Source organism: Umboniibacter marinipuniceus, assembly GCF_003688415.1.
In the GTDB taxonomy this organism is placed as follows: domain Bacteria; phylum Pseudomonadota; class Gammaproteobacteria; order Pseudomonadales; family DSM-25080; genus Umboniibacter; species Umboniibacter marinipuniceus.
Genome location: NZ_REFJ01000005.1, coordinates 75003 through 92927 on the forward strand (window position 1 = coordinate 75003; position 17925 = coordinate 92927).

Genomic DNA, 17925 nt, shown 5'->3' on the forward strand with positions numbered 1-17925 from the left:
GTGAACACATGAAAACATCATCGAAACAACTCGCTATGGCGATCTCAGTTATCCTGTCTGGAACGTTATTGACGGCGTGTGATACTCGTAATTCGAATGAAAGAACCGAGACAGTCGCAGCAGAGCAAACTGAACATTCAGAGACTCAGCGTCTGCATAGCTATTTCTCCGAGCAGTTCGAAGCTGAGCTCGCTCGCTCGCCATTGAGCCAAACCTACCTCGGGAAAACCGAGGACAAAGAGGCTTATGGGCAGTGGGACGATGTTTCGGATGAAGCCATCGCTCAGCAGCTAATTCGTGCACAGCAAACACTCGCTACGTTACGAACTGACTTTGATCGAGAGCAATTAAATCCTGCCGCCAAAGTTAGCTATGACTTCGCTATTGCTATCGCGATGAATACCATCCGCCAAGCTGAATTCAATGATCATCGCTACGTATTCACCCAGTTCTTTGGGCCGCACACGGATATGTCCACGGTCTTAATTGGTTATCACTCAATCAATTCAACGGCGGATGCTGAAGCCTATATTTCTCGTTTAGAAAGTTTTGATGAGACACTTAACCTCCATACGCAACGGGCTGATGATCTTGCTGCAGCGGGCGTTCAACCGCCAAGTTTTGCCTACCCAATTATCATTGAAACGGCTCAGGGGCTAATTAGTGGCGCGCCTTTCTCTGACGGCGACGACTCGGCCCTTTGGGCCGACTTCAACGCTAAGATCGCCGAGCTTGATGTTAGCGAATCAGTGCGCCAAGAGTTGTTAGCAGAGGGCAAAGACGCACTGCTGTACGATGTATTACCAGCTTATCAGCACCTTATTGCAACGATGAACGAGCATGCTCAAAACGCGACCGATGACGACGGGGTTTGGAAGCTCCCTCGTGGCGAGGACTTTTATCAGGCACAACTCGAGGAGTACACCACGCGAACAGATCTCGATGCGAATGATATTCATGAACTCGGACTTGCGGAAGTAGATCGGATTCATACGGAAATGCGCGCCATTATGGCTGCGGTAGGTTTTGAGGGCTCATTACAACAGTTCTTTTCGCACCTTAGAACTAGTCCCGAGTTTTACTACGCTGATAACGAAGCTGGTCGCCAGGCATACCTCGCGGAGGCTGAGCGAGTTCAGACGGAGATGCTGAGTAAGGCACCCGAGTATTTTAATACGCTCCCGCAGGCAAATTTGGAAATTCGACCCGTAGAACCTTATCGCATCAAGACGGCTACCGGCGCTTTCTACGAGCCCGGCTCATTAGATGGAACGCGTCCGGGCGCCTACTACGTGAATATGTCAAATATGAGCGAACTACCAGCCTACCAGTTAGAGACGCTAGCGTATCACGAGGGCTCTCCCGGTCATCATTTTCAAAGTTCGATCTCACAGGAATTGACGGATGCGCCAATGTTCCAACGATTAGCTTGGTATTCTGCGTACGGCGAAGGCTGGGCCCTCTATTCTGAGATGCTTGGAAAGGATATGGGGTTTTTTACTGATCCGTACCAAGACTTCGGTCGGTTGTCCTACGAGGTCTTCCGTGCTGCTCGATTAGTGGTAGACAGTGGCATTCACTCGAAACGTTGGACCGAGCAGGAAGCCCGTGATTACATGTTAATGGCGACGCCTATGACGCAGGGTGATATTGAAGCGGAAGTTCGCCGTTATATTGTTTGGCCTGGGCAAGCGGTATCTTACAAAGTGGGAATGCTAACGATATGGGAGCTTCGCAGTAAAGCGCAAAACTCGCTGGGAGATCGTTTCGATTGGGGAGAATTCCATGACGTAATCCTAACGAATGGATCGGTACCCTTATCATTGCTCACACAATTAGTTGATGAGTATATTGCGGAAAAATTAAGCTCGTAAGCATTGAGCTCAAGACGTTGTTGTCGAGGTCTTGAGCTTTTGTGTTGCTATTTTTTGATGGCGCCGAGCACCAGTAGCAAAATCACTGCGCCAACCGTCGCGGAGATAATGGCGCCAATTAATCCGCCTCCGAGACTGATACCCGCCGCCTGAAAAATAACGCCGCCAAGCACGGAACCAATAATTCCGACAATAATGTTGCCAACTAGTCCCATCCCCCCGCCTTTTAGCAGAGCTCCCGCCAGCCAGCCAGCGACGCCACCAATTACCAAGATAATGCCAATAGCTTCAAGTTCCATAAAAAATCCTCCCGAGTAGTCGATCAACCAAGGCTAGGCGAAATCAGCCAAAATGCGAGATTCTGGTAAAACGTTACTTAACCCAGCTGATGAGAACCCTAAGGGATTTAATACGATGTTGGCGTTGGCGTTGGCCGATGGCTGAAGTGAGTTGTGACCGAATTACTGAGGAGTCATCGATGGGAATTTAGCTGCCCCGCTAGTTTAATTGCCTGCAACGGTTGCTAAAGTAATGGCAGCTGTGGACTAAACTCTTCAACTTCGATGACTTCAGGATCTTCAAAAATAATGGGTTCTCCAAAGAGGTCGAACTGAGTCTTTTGACGCTGAAGATCAAGTGCTTCCTGTTCGCGTTTTAAACGCAGCGCAGCCTGAAGGCGACGTTCACGGAGGCCGCATTGCTGAACCACAAGGTGTTTCTGGAAGTCACTGAAGTCGTTCCAGTGGAAACGCTCTTGCCGACTGCGATAGCAGCCTTTACAGAAACCTTTGCTATTCACTTCGCAAATATTTCGGCAGGGGTTAGGAATGTGGAAAAGCTGACCTTGATCAATCATTTACTCATCCCCCAAGCCAACTAGTCATCATCTATGGTATCACTCGCCGAATCAGCCGCCGCTTTTGTGGCCTCTGAGGTAGCATCCCACGCATCACTTAAGGCTTCCCCCGTCTTTTCAGCGGCAGTGTTTAAGGCTTCCCCAGTTGAATCACCAGCTTGCTCGATATCGTCTGACGTGGAGGCACAACCTAGCTGCAGAAAGACGGCTAATGTTGCCAGTAACAGAAGTTTGGCGCGCGATCGAGACATAGAAGATCCTCTTGGTAGAGCTAACAGTTTAACTTGCAATCGTCGATTAGCCAAATCTCCGCCTTTACGCTTTAATAGTGAGAGACAAGTTCAAGCGCATCAATACAGACTTTATGCTGCATCATCAATTAATCTTTAGCTTAGTTGATAAGCTGGGTTTTCCTACTCAGTGAGAGCGAGTTATCAGTTTCATTGATTATATCAAGATGGGGTTATTAAGAATGCTCAGCTTCAAGTTATTTCGTTATTTGGTTCTCGTCTTCGTCTTATGTGCAGGGTCAGCTCAAGCGCAACCTAATGCCGAAACTATTATTCGAGCCACCGTGGACAATTGGCGGGGATTGACTTCGGTGGGTGAGGTGACCATGACTATTCATCGTCGTGACTGGGAACGCAGCATGAGTATGAAGGCTTGGACCCAGGGCGACGATCAATCTCTCGTACGTGTCACAGCTCCGGCCAAAGACGCCGGCAATGCTACTTTAATTGATGGCGATGACATGTGGAGCTATGCGCCACGAATCAATCGGGTCATCAAGATTCCATCGTCAATGATGGCTCAATCATGGATGGGAAGTGATTTCTCGAACAAGGACATCACAAAGTCGACCGACGTGCTGGATAACTACACCCATGTATTGATTGATCAAGGTGAGCACGAGGGCATAACGACTTACGTGATCGAATCTACACCCCATGAGGATGCCCCGGTTGTTTGGGGTAAAGAGGTCTATACCATTCGCGCTGATTATGTGATTCTGCGGCAGGAATTTTGGAGTCAGGATGGCGAGCTGGTTAAGTATATGGTGAGTTCCGACATCGTGGAGATGGATGGTAGGAAAGTTGCGGCGCGAATTCGTATGCAGCCAGCCGATAACGATGATGAATGGACTGAGATCGTTCAGCAATCCATTGAGTTTGACGTGGCGTTGAGCGGCTCTACTTTCACGCAAGCAAACTTGAGAAACCCGCGTCAATGAATACTGAATTTGCATTAGCGTGGCGAAACCTATGGCGAAGAGCGAAACGGACTTGGATTACTATTGCCGCCATTGTGTTTTGTAATGCTATTTTGGTCTTTGGTATTAGCGTTCAGATGGGTGCCTATGATGGCATGATTGATACTACGCTAAAGGTTTTTGGCGGGCATATCCAGCTGTCGAAGGTGGGGTACAACGATGATCCTAGCCTCCGCGAGACGATTCCTAATGGCCGTAATCTTGCGCAGTCACTTCGTAATAATTATCCCAAGCTTCTCGTCACTACTCGGAGCGAGTCATTTGTTTTGGCAGCCACGGAAACGCGCAGTGCGGGAGTCCAAATTGTTGGTGTTGAACCCAGTTCCGAAAGTGAATTTTCCTCGGTAGGATCAGTGTTGGCGGAAGACAACCTTGCCATCGCAAGCGACGAAGCAGTTCTCGGGTCGCTTCTGTCTCGGCATCTTGGGGTTTCAAAGGGTGATGAGTTTAGTTTCGTGGGAACGGCTAAAGATGGTTCGTTTGCCGCGGGGATGTTGAATTCGAAGGCTCGCTTTGAGTCTGGCTCCGATGAGCTAGATCGAGCGATGGTATTGATTCATATTGAGGACTTTGACCGCGCGTTCGCCATGGCAGGGGACGTTCACCAAATAATGGTTCAAGTCCCTCATCTGGACGACGCTAATGTCTATCGTGATCGTATTGAAGGCTGGTTGGCGAACTCAGACATCGAAGTACTATCTTGGCAACAGCTTAATCCAGGTCTTCAGGAAGCTATTCAAGCCGATTTGACCAGCGCGATGGTGATGTATGGCATTCTGATTGCCCTAGTGATCTTCAGTGTTCTTAACACCCAGCTTATGTCCGTGCTCGAGCGCACTCATGAGTTTGGAATTATGAAGTCAATCGGCTTAAGTAACTGGAGACTGGCGAAACTTATCTTCATTGAAACAGCTATGCTCGCGGCAATTGGTTTAATTTTCGGCGTGCTCTTGGGGGCTGCATTGGCGTCGGTATTGGCCTATACAGGACTGGCTATCCCAGGAATGGACGAAGCCAATTACAGTTTTCAGATTCCCGATAGACTCTATCCTTTAATTAACTTCAATACCCTGCTAATTGGGCCAACGGTAGTCTTCTTTGGGAGCTTGTTAGCTGCAATCTACCCAGCTCGAAAATTACAGCGCTTACAGCCGATCGAGGCAATGAGATCATGATGACGCTGATGAACACACTCGTTACCAAACTCGCCTGGCGTAACCTATGGCGGAATCATCGTCGAACTACCATTATGTTGTTAGCGATATCGCTGGGTATTTGGGCCATGATCATACTTACCGCGATACTTCGCGGCATGATGGAAGATATGTCTGAGCGCAGTATTAACTCTTTGCCAGGGCATCTTCAGATCAATCAGTCGGAGTACCTGCTTGACCCGAATATTGAAAACGGCTTTTCTGCACAACCGCAGGCGCTGCTTGAATTCGTTGCTGCCGATGTCGAACTAACCATGATAGAAAGACTTCAAGTTGCTAGTGTCATTACTAGTGAACGAGATTTTCGCGGCGTCACATTGATCGGTTTGGATCCCGTGGCTGAACCCCTAGATAGGCTTGGTATCGAGCTTATCGATGGGCGAGAACTTGGATCCGAAAGTAACGGTGTACTCATCGGCCGGCGTCTGGCAGAACGTTTAGAAACCACAGTGGGAAGACGAATAGTTATCACTACTCAAGGTCTTGAATCAGCAACTCGAGAGCGGGGAGTCAGAGTTGAAGGTATCTATCAAGCCGACTTGGCAAGTGCTGAGGAGAGTATTGTTTACAGTAGTCTGGGTTTTGCTCAGTCGTTAACACAGGCTACCGATAGGGTCACCGAGATAGCGTTATTTGTGGCGGATGAAGAACGACTTGAGTTGGTTCAAGAGGAAGTTGATAAGCTAATTGATGAGAACTTAACACTCAGGAATTGGCGAGAAATTGATCCATATCTGGCGAGCATGATGGCGACGATGAACGGTTTTATTGTCGTTTGGATAGCAATTGTCTTTATTGCTATGTCCTTCGGTTTGGCTAATACGTTCATCATGGCAGTCTTCGAGCGGACTAGAGAGGTCGGGCTTATGATGGCTTTAGGGCTGAAACCCGCCAATATCCTAGCTCAAGTGTTAATTGAAACACTACTGCTGCTGTTGCTGGGGGTCATGGTTGGCAATGCTTTAGCGATGTTGACTTTGTTCTTATTTCGGGATGGTCTTGATCTATCGGCCGTAGCCACGGGCTTAGATAGCATTGGTATGGCGCCAGTTTTAACACCCAGCCTCAGCCTTCAAGACGCTGTAATGGCTAATTTAGTCGTGGTGATACTCGGGCTTCTTACAAGTGTATTACCCGCGTGGCGAGCTTCTCGCTTAGATCCAATCAAAGCAATCAACTCAATCAGTTAATGGAATTAATGTTCATTTAAAGTTAAAGCCACTGGCTCAGAAGGAAGAATAAATGGCTGTCATTCACTGTCAAAATCTAAATCGAAGCTTTCAGCAGGGTGATGCTGTGGTGAAAGGCCTAGATGAGGTATCTCTGACCATTGAAAAGGGGGAGTTTGTCTGCCTTTCGGGGCCCTCTGGCTCAGGAAAGACAACACTTCTCAACGCGATCGGTGCCCTCGATAAACTGGACTCTGGTGAACTCTCCATCAATGGGGTTCGGATTGATAACTTATCGCAACACGATCGAGCAGAGATGAGACTAAATACTGTGGGTTTCGTCTTTCAAGCTTACAATTTAATCCCCGTCCTTTCAGCCTGTGAGAATGTTGAATTCGTGATGCAGGTGCAAGGCGTGGCAGCTGATATCCGTCGTGAAAAAGCGCTGTCAATCTTGGCTGAGGTAGGCTTAGCGGGACTTGAACATCGTCGGCCTGCTCAACTTTCTGGGGGGCAGCAACAACGTGTTGCGGTGGCTAGGGCTATCGTTTCTGAACCGTCACTTGTACTTGCGGATGAGCCCACCGCGAATCTGGATTCAAAGTCATCAAAGAACTTAATGGAACTCTTTGTAAAGCTCAATACGATGCATGGCATAACTTTCGTTATCGCCACCCATGATGAAAGTGCGATGGCCTACTGCAGACGGATGATTCGGATGGTGGATGGCAAGATTGTCAGTGATACGCCTCAGGATGCTGTTGAAGTGCTATGAAGCCCTTATCTTTAATTCCCGTGGTGCTTTTAGGCGGTGCGCTACTCTCTGCGAATGTATGTGAAGCCAATGTGAATGGCCATATCAAGGGGCAGTATCAGAACAGCCATATTCCATCGAACAGTGCTCTTCAGCCATGGGTAGGCAGCACGTGGGAGGATGGGAGTGGTGAACTTAGGTTGAATTGGAGTGACTCATGGAGCGGGTGGAAGCTGGAAACGGCTTATCAGCTAGTTGTCACTCATGGCGACTCATTAAGCCTTCCGCCTACGCCGGGACTACCCAACGTTGGGGGTAATGAGCTAGATGCTAGTAATTGGTGGCAGCTCAGTTGGGAGATTAGTAGTTCCGATAATCAGCAAAGCTATCACCGTTTTGATCGGATCAATATCGGCTATCAATGGGATAAGCTGAGTCTGAACTTTGGGCGACAAGCGGTTACCTGGGGCAATGGTACCTTCTTTAATCCTATGGACGTACTCAATCCCTTTGATCCACTTGCCATTGATAGTGAATACAAAAGTGGTGCGGATATGCTCTATGGTCAGTACCTCTTCGAGAGTGGTAGTGATCTCCAAGGGTTGATGGTGGTGAGACGGAACAAAGCTGGTGAAGTGGCTAGCGATCAGTTTTCTCAGGCATTGCATTACCATCAGTTTGTTGAAAATGCGGAGTTAAGTATATTAATTGCGCATCACTATGACGACCGGATATTGGGTTTGGGTTGGTCGAGCTCACTTGGCGATGCCGTCTGGCAGTCCGATGTAACCTTCACGCAAACGACTAATGATGATTTTTGGAACTTAGTAAGTGGGCTAAGTTATTCGTGGTATGCGTTTAATAGTAATTTCTCGGGGGCGATTGAATATTTTTTTAGCGGTGTTGGCCTTCCTGGTGACCGCTACCAAGTAGACGATATCGCTAGCAATGAAGCGCTCGCTAAGCGATTAGATCGAGGGGAGCTCTTCACCCTTGGGAGAAACTATCTTGGTGCCAATGTGACTATGGAGGTTCATCCGTTGTTAAATGTCAGTACTAATGCAGTGACCAACCTCCGCGATCACTCCATGATGCTGCAACTAATGGGCCTCTACGATGCTGCCGAGAGTATGCGAATAACGGGCGTAGTAGGGCTGCCAATAGGCGCTGAAGGGACCGAGTATGGAGGACTAGAGGCACCGATTCACGAACAGTTTTTCAGTTCTGGAGTTAGCGCTTACCTGCAGGTTGCTTGGTATTTTTAGCTCAGCCTTCATTTCAAATCTGACCGCTCAAGCGGAGCAATAGCCAGACCATCAATAGGGTTTGACGATCGAGAAACTCCCGAAGAGCGAAACGGGCTGACATAGTGCTAATGAGAACGAGGAACAATGAAATCGACCATTCACCAACAGGTAACGAACTTCTACAGTGCGCTCCACCCCCGCCATCGCTTCTATGTTCAGGGTAAGTTGCGCTGGGACGATCTCAGTGCAACGCTTCCCCAATACCTTCGATGTGATGAACGGCAGTCCCTTGGGCGTTTACTTGATGTGGGGTGCGGTCGAGGTCAGTACGGGGTCTTGGCCGGATTATCGCGGCCATTGGATCAACTCGTGGGAGTAGATTTCGACGCCGGGAAAATTGCAGCTGCTCAACGGGCGCTAACACGTGCGCAAATTTCTCAGCCGGCTATGCGCAGCTGGAAATTTAGTGTTGAAGATGCAACCTATCTCAAAGCAAGTGCCTTCGACACAATTTTTCTTTTTGATGTGCTTCACTACCTAGACGAGCCACAGCAACTTAAGCTCGCTCAAGCGTTAGTTAAGATACTCTCACCGGGTGGCCGCCTGTATTTTAGAGATACGGGAAGTGGCTTGGGGGGGCGAGTCAACCTTTTGATTGAAAAGTTGATTCGTCGCCTAGGTATAATGAAAGGTCATACTCTTAATTTTCGTACCAGTGATCAACTCGAATCGCTGTGGGCTCACGTGGGACTTAAGTGCTTAACCAAGGTGCAGGGGGATAAGTTTTCGACCCTTTTTCTTATTCTTGAAAAGTCAGAGTGAATAAAGCTCCCAGCGTGTAGTCATTTAGTCTGATTCCAAGCGGAGTGAGAAACTCGCCTATTCGCCTATTCACCCTTAATTTGGCGTATGAACTCTACTTTATTTGGGGTGTTAAGGTCACGGCTTGTGAAGTATTGTGCATGAGCACTAAGACTTGCATAGCAGTCCAGAGTAATCCCCCATAACGGCTTGATTTCGTTGGGCACTAGCGAGTAACGCACGTCAATAATGCGAAGCTCGGGTTCTGTCTGCAACGCCGTAAAAGATTGTGAAAACCAGTTAAAGCGATCGATATCGCGCCGCTGCTGGCTGCTAGATGATATACAGGTCGGCAACTGATCTGGAGTTAAACGCTGAATATTCTCACCCGGATACCAAGTACTATTCAGCCCAATATGCACGGAATCAACATAGAACTGACCTTCGAATTCGTAGATTGTCTTCCAAAGCCAGAGGTTAGCAATGGTGGGTTTTGCGCTTAATGAAAGTGGCGCGTGACCCCGCGCTGTGGCTTGAGTACTGGCAAATTGCTCAGCCCGTTCTCGTTGAAGAGCGCCCACCGTTAGATAAATGAGCGCCCAGACTACAGCAACTCGTGCCCATTTTGGATTTCGCTTCACGACGGCGGCTATCGCAAGGCCTAGCACTGGAAGTGTAAACAGTGGATCGATGATGCCAATTATGTTCCAGGATATTCGTTCATTGCTAAAGGGCCAAAGCAGCTGCGTACCATAGGTTGTACAGGCATCTAATAGCCCGTGCGTGGCGAAGCCTAGGGTGGCGAAAAGCAGTGTGTGACGAAAGTCTAGGTTATTACGACGCCCTATTAAGGGGTGTAAGAGCAGCGCCATGATTAGCCCGCCTATCGGAATAAAGATCAATGAATGGCTAAACTGACGATGGTATTCTAGGAACAATAGGGGGTCTGAAGTGGAGCGGATTAGTACGTCTAGGTCAGGGGCCATTCCAGCCAGCGCGCCAATGAAGCAGGCCGCCAATAGGTGTTCTGATTTTGCAACGGATTGGGGGATGACTGCCCCTACGACGGCTTGACTAACGGGATCCATGGAGATTTCTCGATGCTGGCTGATCTGCCAGTCTAAAACGAAAGCGCTCTCTAGGTTACTTCGGTTATCATCAGGTATGTAACTTCTTAAATTAAGTGAATTGGCAAGTGAAACTGAACCGCATCAGTTGATCTTTAGGTATAACGAAGGACTAGCAGGTGGTGGTTGCAGCGAGTCTAATTGCTGATAATGGCTCGGCTCGGCTCGGCTCGGCTCGGCTCGGCTCGGCTCGGCTCGGCACCGCTAGGGCTGCTTAGACTGCTCCGGCTGCTCAGACTGCTCGCGAGCGAAAAAGAGCAGAGAGCAGGGGTATTGGATCATCTTTCATTTTTGTTAACCGAAACGGGCGTGGGGCAGTTTCATGTTAGTTAGATTACTTCATTCCGTGGATGAGCTTGATTCGGCGCTGTTAAATTCACTTTCGGCGAACGATTATCCTTTTCTTCGCGCGGAGTTTCTTCATGCCCTGGAGCAATCGGGTTCAGTAGGCGGTAACTCTGGCTGGCAAGTTTGTCACTTCGGCCTATTCAGTGAAGACGGCGCTCTGCTAGCATTTATGCCCTGCTATCTTAAATGGCACAGTTACGGCGAATACGTTTTTGACCACCCGTGGGCGGAAGCGTACGAACGCTCTGGATTATCCTATTACCCCAAGTTACTAACAGCCGTACCTTTTACGCCTTCAACTGGGCCGCGTATCCGCCTCGCAAGCAACGTGACTGCGCAACAGGCACTTCAGCACTTCAACGTGTATATGGAGCAACTGGCCTTCGAGATTGGAGAGGAGACGCTTCGGCCGAGTTCTTGGCACTATCTTTTCGCTGACAATCCGCCTACTAGCGATTTATCCATGCTGGAACGACAATCAGTTCAATTTCATTGGTTTAATCGGAACTACGAAAGCTTTGATGCCTTCCTAGGGCAATTGAAGTCTCGTAATCGTAAGGCGATTCGAAAGGCGCGTCAGCGCGTGAAAGATCAGGGTGTTAGCTGCCGAATGGTCGCTGGCTCAGAATTGAGCCAGGCAGATTGGGATCAATTTACGCGCTTCTATCAATCCACCTACCGAAAACGCAGTGGACACAACGGCTATCTCAATGGCGAGTTCTTTCGGCGTGTGGGAGAACTGATGGCTAATGAGATTATCATGGCCCAAGCATTTCGCGACGGGCAATGGATTGCTGCTGCTTGGTTTATGCAAGATAGTACAACACTTTATGGTCGCTATTGGGGGTGTTCCGAGGAGCTAGATGAATTGCACTTTGAACTCTGCTACTTTCAGGCTATCGAGTTCGCCATCCGCAATGGACTTCAGCGCATTGATGCTGGGGCTCAGGGAGTACATAAACTAAAGCGGGGTTTTGAGCCTGTGTTAACGCATTCGTACCACGCGATTTATCAGCCTGAGTTCAAGGCAGCAATCGCTAGTTTTCTCAAGCGCGAAGCGGTAGATATTCAAACCGAGTTCACTGCCTGCTCTGAGTTCCTTCCGTATCGGCAAGAGAATTAGTGGTTACTTAATCTGATGTTGTGACGATCAAGGTTTTGGTTAATCTGATGTCCTGTCTATCAAGGTTTTGGTTAATCTGATGTCCTGTCTATCAAGGTGTTACGTACGCTTTCAATGCTCACTAGCAAGACAGGCTATCGGTGCTGGGTTACACTCGTCATTTGAATAAAGCTGATCGGACTCACTTGTGCACCCAGTTGACACACTACGCCAACAACTCTCACGTCGAATGATGTTGGATCTAAGACGCTTCGGGAACTCCAAGACCGAGTTGTCGCCCATGACTCAACTGCCGTTACCGTGGCGGGAATTCTTGCGCGACATCCCGCTGGCTGGCGTGATACTTTTCGCCGAAAACATTTGTTCGGTAGAGCAGTGTATTGGCCTCACCGAGTCACTCCGTCAAGCTAGCGCTAACCCAAGCATGTTAATTGGCATTGATCAGGAGGGCGGAAGAGTTATGCGCACTCCTCGTGGGCTCTGCACAGACTTCGGTGGGCCGATGTCCCTGGGAGCCGCCGCGACAGCTGGTCAATCACTGTCACAGTCTGTTGCCGAGGCGATGGGACTTGAACTGCAGGCGCTAGGTATTAATCTAAATTTCGCGCCTACGGTGGATGTAAACAGCAATCCTAATAACCCGGTGATCAACGTCCGTGCCTTTGGCGAGTCGGTTGATTTAGTGTGCCGCGAAGGCGGAGCTTTTGTAGCGGGTCTGCAAACTAGTGGAGTAGGCGCAGCGCTGAAGCATTTCCCTGGCCACGGAGATACTCACACTGATAGTCATATTGGTCTAGCAAGGGTGGATCGATCCGTCGATGACGCCTTTGCGATTGATATTGCTCCCTATAGAGAAGTGATTGCTCGCCACAACCCAGCGGCGGTCATGACGGCACACATCCAGTATCCGTCTCTTGATAACTCAGAGATAACGGCAAGCTCGGGAGAAGTGATCACGCGTCCGGCAACACTATCACGAGAGATTCTCAGCGATCTGCTCCGAACTCAGTTGGGTTTTTCTGGCGTAATTATCACCGATGCGCTGGACATGGGAGCAATCGCCGAGAACTTTGATCTGGTGCAGGCTGCGCTGCAAAGTTTGGCGGCGGGCGCCGATATTCTGTTGATGCCCTTCAGAATTGAATGTCCGGCTGACTTTAGCCGCTTCGACCGATTTCTGGATGAGCTGGTCGCTGGTGTAGCGGCTTTTCCGAGCATTGAACGAGAAATGTTCGCTTCGCTTAGCCGAATTAAGTCACTTGAAGCAAAGTATCCGCCTCTAAGGCAAACAAGCCGCGTTATTAAATGCCCTGAACACCTTCAGCTGGAAGAGAGATTGGCTCAGCAATCTATTTGCGCCATAGGTGAAGGACATTTGCGCCGAGGACATCAGGTCATTGTCTCCGGCAATTCCAAGAGCCTAGCGGCATCCGTTGCCGTAGAGCTCCGCCAGAAAGGTTTTGATTGCTTAGTTAAGCCGCGCAAGGCGCTGTCGGACTACCTTAGTCATCAATTGGTGTGGGTGGAGCTAAATCCTAGTGATGCGGCTGTTGATTGGGGCGGAGTAGACTTCTATTCCGAGGATCACAGTGACCTAGGCCAGCTAGCAGGCCATGGCGAAGCACCGAGCTTAGATCAAGATCCAGAGTGCGAGCTTGACCTCACCGAACTACTAGCAAGAAACCTGAATGCGGGGGGGCAAAACTGGTTCTTGGCAATGCGCTCTCCGTATATCAATCCCCAGCTTGTGTCAGTCGCTACCGTCCTCTTTGCTTTTCACTATTCATCGGCGGTAGAGCGGCCAATGAACAGAGCCGTATCGCCAGTTTACCGAACCTTAGCGGAAATTTTATGTGGCGAGCGTAAAGCGGCCGGGAGTTTACCCGTTTCAGTGTCGTAATGCGTTATACTGCGTTTAATTCGCAAAGGATTCACTATGACAATTAACTGGTTTCCCGGCCATATGCACAAGGCCACCAAAGAAATTAAGCAGCGGCTACCCAGCGTAGATCTCATTATAGAAGTACTCGATGCTCGAATTCCCTACAGTAGCGCCAACCCGGTCATTGCTAAATTACGCGGTGATAAACCCTGTATTAAATTATTGAACAAGAGCGATTTGGCTGACCCTGAAATTACCAAGCGTTGGATTGAGCACTTTGAACAGGATAAGTCAGTGCGATCAATGGCGGTAACCAGCCATAAGCCGGATCAAATCCGCGCGATCCTTCAAGACGTACGTAGTCTTTTTGCTGATAATTTCGAACGTGGCCGCCCCATTCATATCATGATCACTGGGATCCCGAATGTGGGTAAGTCCACCATCATTAATATTTTGGCCCAGCGCACCATTGCCAAGACCGGTAATGAACCAGCCGTCACCAAAGGGCAGCAAAAGATTAACTTGCCGGATGGCTTGTTCCTTTGGGATACCCCCGGAATTCTTTGGGGCAAGTTTCATAACCAGTCCGCCGCATATCGACTCGCTACCACCGGGGCCATTAAGGAAACCGCAGTCAGCAATGATGACATCGCAGCCTGGGCAGCCGAATACCTTTTGAGGGCCTATCCGGACGCATTGGTTAAGCGTTACGAGTTAGCTAGTACGCCTAGAGATGAAATTGACTTTCTTGAGCAGGCGGGTAAACGCCGAGGGTGCATAAGCCGCGGCAATCAAATTGATTTTGAGAAAATTGCGAAGATTTTTCTGACCGAATACCGTGATGCAACCTTAGGCCTATTGAGTTTAGAGACACCGGAAATGGCGCAAGCCGAAGAAGCTGAAGTGGAAGCAAAGTTGGCGGCTGAAGCGGAAGCGAAAGAACAGAAAAAGAAACAGCGAAAGCGGCGGTAGTGGCGAGTTAAATATTGGCCTTTAGTGTGCGCCAATGGACTTAGGTCAGATCAGTCTTGACGGTGAATTACCGTATTAATGTGGTCCAGTTGAACGCTGGAAATACCAAGCAATAGGATGGAAATAGCAATGAGCGTGTTACGTGAAGCAATAACGCCAAGCTTCTTTGAAACCGATGCCCTTGGGCATATCAATAACACGGTAGTACCAAAGTGGTTTGAGAAGGCCCGTTTACCGTTATTTCGTATCTTTACTCCGGACTTGAACCCTGCGGACTGGCGGTTAATTGTGTTGAAGATTGAAGTTGAGTACAGTGCTCAAATTCACTACCAGTTTCCTGTTGAGATCCAAACTTGGATCGCTAAGATTGGTAATTCCTCGTTTGTGGTGAACCAACAGGTTCTCCAACATGGTGAAATTTGTGCGAAGGGAAGCACGGTAATGGTTCACTTCGATTACCAGCAGCAAGCCAGTGCACCGATGAGCGAAGAACAGAAGTCGAGTTTAGCCGAATTTCAATTAGCAGGCGCTTGACCCCTAGTCGCAGCCTGATGTTTCTATTTCACTGAGTATAAAAAAACGGTTAGTGACTTCTCACTAACCGTTTTAGTTTTCAATCAGCTAGTCGTGCTAGCGCCTGTTGACCTCTAATTTAGTTACCGCAGATGGGAGCGATTTTATTCAACTCCGTTTCGGCCCCACCAAAGGCAAAGGCATTACTATCACTCACATAGTAGTAAATCACGCCATTCGGGAACATCACGATACCAATGCCACCATAGCCGGACATGTAACTTACCCAGGAACCAGCATTGCAAAGTGGGGCGGAGCGCTGCCCCATATCGTAGGTCCATACACCGTTTAAATAACGAGATTCGCTACCATAGGTTTCAAGGCCTAAATCACCGCCATTGACCAACATATCGTCCATGATGGCAGGATCTAAGACCTGTTGACCGTTAATGACACCGCGATCATTGATAAGTTGGCCCAGCTTAATCATGTCGTCGGCGTGCCACGTCATTCCGTGACTCCAGAATGGATCTGCAGGCGAACCTTGAGTGCGAACCGAGGTGTAGGTAACCGGGCTCAGATTCAGTGGCTTATAGACTTCTTCCACCAGTTTCTCGAAGAGATCACCGCTGGCGTAGTAGTTGTCCATGGCGACGCCGGCAATATAAGTGTCCGAGGAGTGATACGAAAAGTGACTATTGGGTGTTGCTTTGCGGATGTAGCGTTCGCAAGCATGTTTGATCTTCTGGTCGTGAGTAAAGACTAGGAAGAAATTATTGAGCACGTTTGAGCTGCCTTCATCACCTTCATAGGACGCAAGACGATAGTTACCCGTAGCCATATCAAGTGCATTTTCGACGGTGACGTCACTCCATATTGAACTCGTGCCGTTAATGCCGTCTTGGCACTCAGCAACTTGTTCGGCGATGTTCATATAGCGTGCGCTGTCGCCAAATTGCTGGGTAAGCAGTGCGTGAGCAAAGGCGGCGGTAGCTGTTTTAGCGGTGGAGTACGAGGGTAACCCCATCACTTCACAGAAAGGATAATTACCATAGCGCGTTGAGCAGCCAGCTGCATAATGCACACCGTCCACGAGGACGCCATGTGTAGTTGGTGAAGAGGCTTGCTCAGAAGCGATATTCGCACTGACTACCCCGCTATAAACATCATCGAGCTCCGCAATTGGGCGAGTGGGTATACGACCCGCAACCTCGGATTCATAAGCACTAATGAGTGCGGCCGCGTCAGAGATGCTCTGTGCTTGATAATCGGCAGCGGCTAGCCCCCACAGATCGTACTGGAAGTAGAGGCAGGTCTCAGCACCAACTTGGATCGCGACGTTGGTGATCGTGCCGTCATTTTTAAAGGCAAAGCTCATTACACCGTTATGGGTACAGTTAGCTTGTACTTCTTGGAGTGAAAAGGGAATGGCAACCCGGCTAAAGCCATTGTCGTTATTTTCATCCCAAACCCTGCCTGGTTCCAGGATGAGGTTCCAGTCGCCGTGGCCAGTTACAATAAGACCTCGGTCCTTCGGAATGATATGCGAACCTGACTGTACGAACTCAAAATCAAAGCCAGGGAAGCTGCCTGGGTCATTGTATAGACCAGCCTGCGCTTTTCCCGAAGTTCGTTCATCAAAGTTTAGTGCGACCTGTTGGCCGCCGTTGATCACCAAGCGACCTTCGAAATGGTTACTGGGCTCCTTGGCATTCGATTGGTCGGCATTGGCTTCAGTTTGTCCATGGGAATAAGCCGAGTAATCATAGCGAACAAGACTATTTCCCTGTAGCTCGGCTAGTGTCAGTGCTGCGCGAGCAACCTCTCCATTACCGCTAAATTGATGAAGTTCACCAGTTGGTGGCGGAGGCGGCGTAGTGTCAGAGCCAAAACCTGATAATGCGATGCTTTGATCGCCAGCGTTGGTTGCAATGGACAAAGTCTGGTTAACTGAGCCTGCTCCAACTGGCGTAAAGCCAACGTCAAGGGTGCACTGCGCATCGGCGCTAACGGTGGTATTTGAGCAGTTGTCGTTGCTCAGCGTAAAGGGTGAAGTGTAGCCTGTGACTGCAGCGACTTGTAAGTCTGCATTACCACTGTTGCTCAGGGTCAAGGTTCGCATCGCCGACTCGCCCACTTGGACTGATCCGAACGCGCCATTACCAGTTAGACTCGCGTTGGGAGCAGGCGCGCCGCCACCGGAAATACTGATGTTATCGGCATAACAGTAGTCAGCGGCTGATCCTACTTGCACATAGCGGACGAAAGTGCTCCCGCCGGTAGTTTGGGTTGTTGCCGAGTAGAAATCACCCCGATCCTGAGCGGGTGAGAGGGATAGAACGGGTGAGCCCCAATTTACACCATCGCTCGAGACATAAACATCGCAGCCGTTGCCGTTTTCAAGAGAGCCGGCAGCCATAGACAGGCTGACATCGCCGTCGGCGGGGAATTCCCGAATTGCTACGGCGCCGCCTTTAAGGCGCATGGAGTAGTTGTCAATGCTCTTAAAACTGTTAATAGCAACGGTGCCGGCAAGTTGCCAGCCATCAAGATTACCGTCTTCAAAATCTTCGTTAATCTGAGCCTGAACCGCAGCGGAAACGCATAAGCTTAGGGAGAGTGTTAGTATTCTAAAGTCCATGGGACCCCCTTAAAAATGATGATCGTTAAGCCAATGGTTCTCACTACAAGTGACCGCGCATTGCTACCTTCATTGATTACCTCGATGCAGTCGCCCTCGAACACTTCCTTTGATGTATTTGGTTGTTTTCTGTA

16 protein-coding genes are annotated in these 17925 nt (G+C 49.2%); 11 read left to right on the top strand and 5 right to left on the bottom strand.

The genetic code is table 11. From position 1 onward, the window contains the following. Positions 1-8: 8 nt before the first annotated feature. Positions 9-1874, top strand: coding sequence for a DUF885 domain-containing protein (locus DFR27_RS10285; RefSeq protein WP_245962653.1), 1866 nt, complete (start codon positions 9-11; stop codon positions 1872-1874). A gap of 47 nt (positions 1875-1921) precedes the next feature. On the opposite strand, the gene DFR27_RS10290 is transcribed toward DFR27_RS10285, so the two are convergent. From DFR27_RS10290 to DFR27_RS10300, 3 genes are all read right to left on the bottom strand, one after another. Then, positions 1922-2173 carry a GlsB/YeaQ/YmgE family stress response membrane protein gene (locus DFR27_RS10290; RefSeq protein WP_121877383.1) on the bottom strand — a complete coding sequence of 84 codons (252 nt, stop codon included), beginning with the start codon at positions 2171-2173 and terminating at the stop codon, positions 1922-1924. A gap of 224 nt (positions 2174-2397) precedes the next feature. Beyond that, complete coding sequence (locus tag DFR27_RS10295) at positions 2398-2730, bottom strand: DUF1289 domain-containing protein (RefSeq protein WP_211327621.1); 333 nt, start codon at positions 2728-2730, stop codon at positions 2398-2400. 20 nt (positions 2731-2750) lie between these two features. Beyond that, positions 2751-2981 (bottom strand): hypothetical protein, encoded by a 231-nt coding sequence (locus DFR27_RS10300; protein WP_121877384.1) that lies wholly within the window; start codon positions 2979-2981, stop codon positions 2751-2753. A 221-nt stretch (positions 2982-3202) separates the two neighbouring features. On the opposite strand from DFR27_RS10300, the gene DFR27_RS10305 reads away from it, so the two are divergent. The 6 genes from DFR27_RS10305 to DFR27_RS10330 all read left to right on the top strand — a co-directional run bounded on the left by DFR27_RS10305 (position 3203) and on the right by DFR27_RS10330 (position 9206). Beyond that, entirely contained in the window at positions 3203-3961 is a 759-nt protein-coding gene (locus tag DFR27_RS10305) for an outer membrane lipoprotein-sorting protein (protein ID WP_121877385.1), read from the top strand. Further along, positions 3958-5175 carry an ABC transporter permease gene (locus DFR27_RS10310; protein WP_121877386.1) on the top strand — a complete coding sequence of 406 codons (1218 nt, stop codon included), beginning with the start codon at positions 3958-3960 and terminating at the stop codon, positions 5173-5175. The genes DFR27_RS10305 and DFR27_RS10310 overlap by 4 nt, the downstream gene beginning before the upstream one ends. Next, positions 5172-6404 (top strand): ABC transporter permease, encoded by a 1233-nt coding sequence (locus DFR27_RS10315; protein WP_121877387.1) that lies wholly within the window; start codon positions 5172-5174, stop codon positions 6402-6404. The genes DFR27_RS10310 and DFR27_RS10315 overlap by 4 nt, the downstream gene beginning before the upstream one ends. 52 nt (positions 6405-6456) lie before the next feature. Continuing rightward, on the top strand, positions 6457-7158 hold the full coding sequence (locus DFR27_RS10320) for an ABC transporter ATP-binding protein (protein WP_121877388.1): 702 nt from the start codon (positions 6457-6459) through the stop codon (positions 7156-7158). Next, positions 7155-8402: a hypothetical protein gene (locus DFR27_RS10325; RefSeq protein WP_121877389.1), complete on the top strand. Its 1248-nt coding sequence runs from the start codon at positions 7155-7157 to the stop codon at positions 8400-8402. Before DFR27_RS10320 ends, DFR27_RS10325 begins: the two co-directional genes overlap by 4 nt. A 126-nt stretch (positions 8403-8528) precedes the next feature. Further along, entirely contained in the window at positions 8529-9206 is a 678-nt protein-coding gene (locus tag DFR27_RS10330) for a class I SAM-dependent methyltransferase (RefSeq protein WP_121877390.1), read from the top strand. A gap of 65 nt (positions 9207-9271) precedes the next feature. On the opposite strand, the gene DFR27_RS10335 is transcribed toward DFR27_RS10330, so the two are convergent. After that, complete coding sequence (locus DFR27_RS10335; protein WP_121877391.1) at positions 9272-10273, bottom strand: metal-dependent hydrolase; 1002 nt, start codon at positions 10271-10273, stop codon at positions 9272-9274. A gap of 361 nt (positions 10274-10634) precedes the next feature. Between DFR27_RS10335 and DFR27_RS10340 the strand changes: the two genes are divergently transcribed. The 4 genes from DFR27_RS10340 (at position 10635) to DFR27_RS10355 (ending at position 15171) form a co-directional block, all read left to right on the top strand. Beyond that, positions 10635-11783, top strand: coding sequence for a GNAT family N-acetyltransferase (locus DFR27_RS10340; protein ID WP_121877392.1), 1149 nt, complete (start codon positions 10635-10637; stop codon positions 11781-11783). 187 nt (positions 11784-11970) lie between these two features. Next, positions 11971-13683 (top strand): glycoside hydrolase family 3 protein, encoded by a 1713-nt coding sequence (locus DFR27_RS10345; RefSeq protein ID WP_121877393.1) that lies wholly within the window; start codon positions 11971-11973, stop codon positions 13681-13683. Positions 13684-13719: 36 nt separating this feature from the next. Continuing rightward, complete coding sequence (ylqF, locus tag DFR27_RS10350) at positions 13720-14637, top strand: ribosome biogenesis GTPase YlqF (protein ID WP_121877394.1); 918 nt, start codon at positions 13720-13722, stop codon at positions 14635-14637. Between the two features lie 129 nt (positions 14638-14766). Continuing rightward, positions 14767-15171, top strand: coding sequence for an acyl-CoA thioesterase (locus DFR27_RS10355; RefSeq protein ID WP_211327622.1), 405 nt, complete (start codon positions 14767-14769; stop codon positions 15169-15171). A 118-nt stretch (positions 15172-15289) separates the two neighbouring features. Here DFR27_RS10355 and DFR27_RS10360 read toward each other — a convergent pair whose 3' ends face one another. Beyond that, a complete protein-coding gene (locus DFR27_RS10360) occupies positions 15290-17791 on the bottom strand; it encodes a choice-of-anchor D domain-containing protein (RefSeq protein WP_121877395.1) in 2502 nt (833 codons plus the stop codon). Between the last annotated feature and the right edge of the window lie 134 nt (positions 17792-17925).

Bases quoted from the DNA above. Each gene is read 5' to 3' on its own strand.
- DFR27_RS10330 (WP_121877390.1), top strand. From the start codon at position 8,529: ATGAAATCGACCATTCACCAACAGGTAACGAACTTCTACAGTGCGCTC.
- DFR27_RS10325 (WP_121877389.1), top strand. From the start codon at position 7,155: ATGAAGCCCTTATCTTTAATTCCCGTGGTGCTTTTAGGCGGTGCGCTA.
- DFR27_RS10300 (WP_121877384.1), bottom strand. From the start codon at position 2,981: ATGTCTCGATCGCGCGCCAAACTTCTGTTACTGGCAACATTAGCCGTC.
- DFR27_RS10355 (WP_211327622.1), top strand. From the start codon at position 14,767: ATGAGCGTGTTACGTGAAGCAATAACGCCAAGCTTCTTTGAAACCGAT.
- DFR27_RS10310 (WP_121877386.1), top strand. From the start codon at position 3,958: ATGAATACTGAATTTGCATTAGCGTGGCGAAACCTATGGCGAAGAGCG.
- DFR27_RS10305 (WP_121877385.1), top strand. From the start codon at position 3,203: ATGCTCAGCTTCAAGTTATTTCGTTATTTGGTTCTCGTCTTCGTCTTA.
- DFR27_RS10295 (WP_211327621.1), bottom strand. From the start codon at position 2,730: ATGATTGATCAAGGTCAGCTTTTCCACATTCCTAACCCCTGCCGAAAT.
- DFR27_RS10285 (WP_245962653.1), top strand. From the start codon at position 9: ATGAAAACATCATCGAAACAACTCGCTATGGCGATCTCAGTTATCCTG.
- DFR27_RS10360 (WP_121877395.1), bottom strand. From the start codon at position 17,791: ATGGACTTTAGAATACTAACACTCTCCCTAAGCTTATGCGTTTCCGCT.
- DFR27_RS10320 (WP_121877388.1), top strand. From the start codon at position 6,457: ATGGCTGTCATTCACTGTCAAAATCTAAATCGAAGCTTTCAGCAGGGT.
- DFR27_RS10315 (WP_121877387.1), top strand. From the start codon at position 5,172: ATGATGACGCTGATGAACACACTCGTTACCAAACTCGCCTGGCGTAAC.
- DFR27_RS10290 (WP_121877383.1), bottom strand. From the start codon at position 2,173: ATGGAACTTGAAGCTATTGGCATTATCTTGGTAATTGGTGGCGTCGCT.
- DFR27_RS10340 (WP_121877392.1), top strand. From the start codon at position 10,635: ATGTTAGTTAGATTACTTCATTCCGTGGATGAGCTTGATTCGGCGCTG.
- ylqF (WP_121877394.1), top strand. From the start codon at position 13,720: ATGACAATTAACTGGTTTCCCGGCCATATGCACAAGGCCACCAAAGAA.
- DFR27_RS10335 (WP_121877391.1), bottom strand. From the start codon at position 10,273: ATGGATCCCGTTAGTCAAGCCGTCGTAGGGGCAGTCATCCCCCAATCC.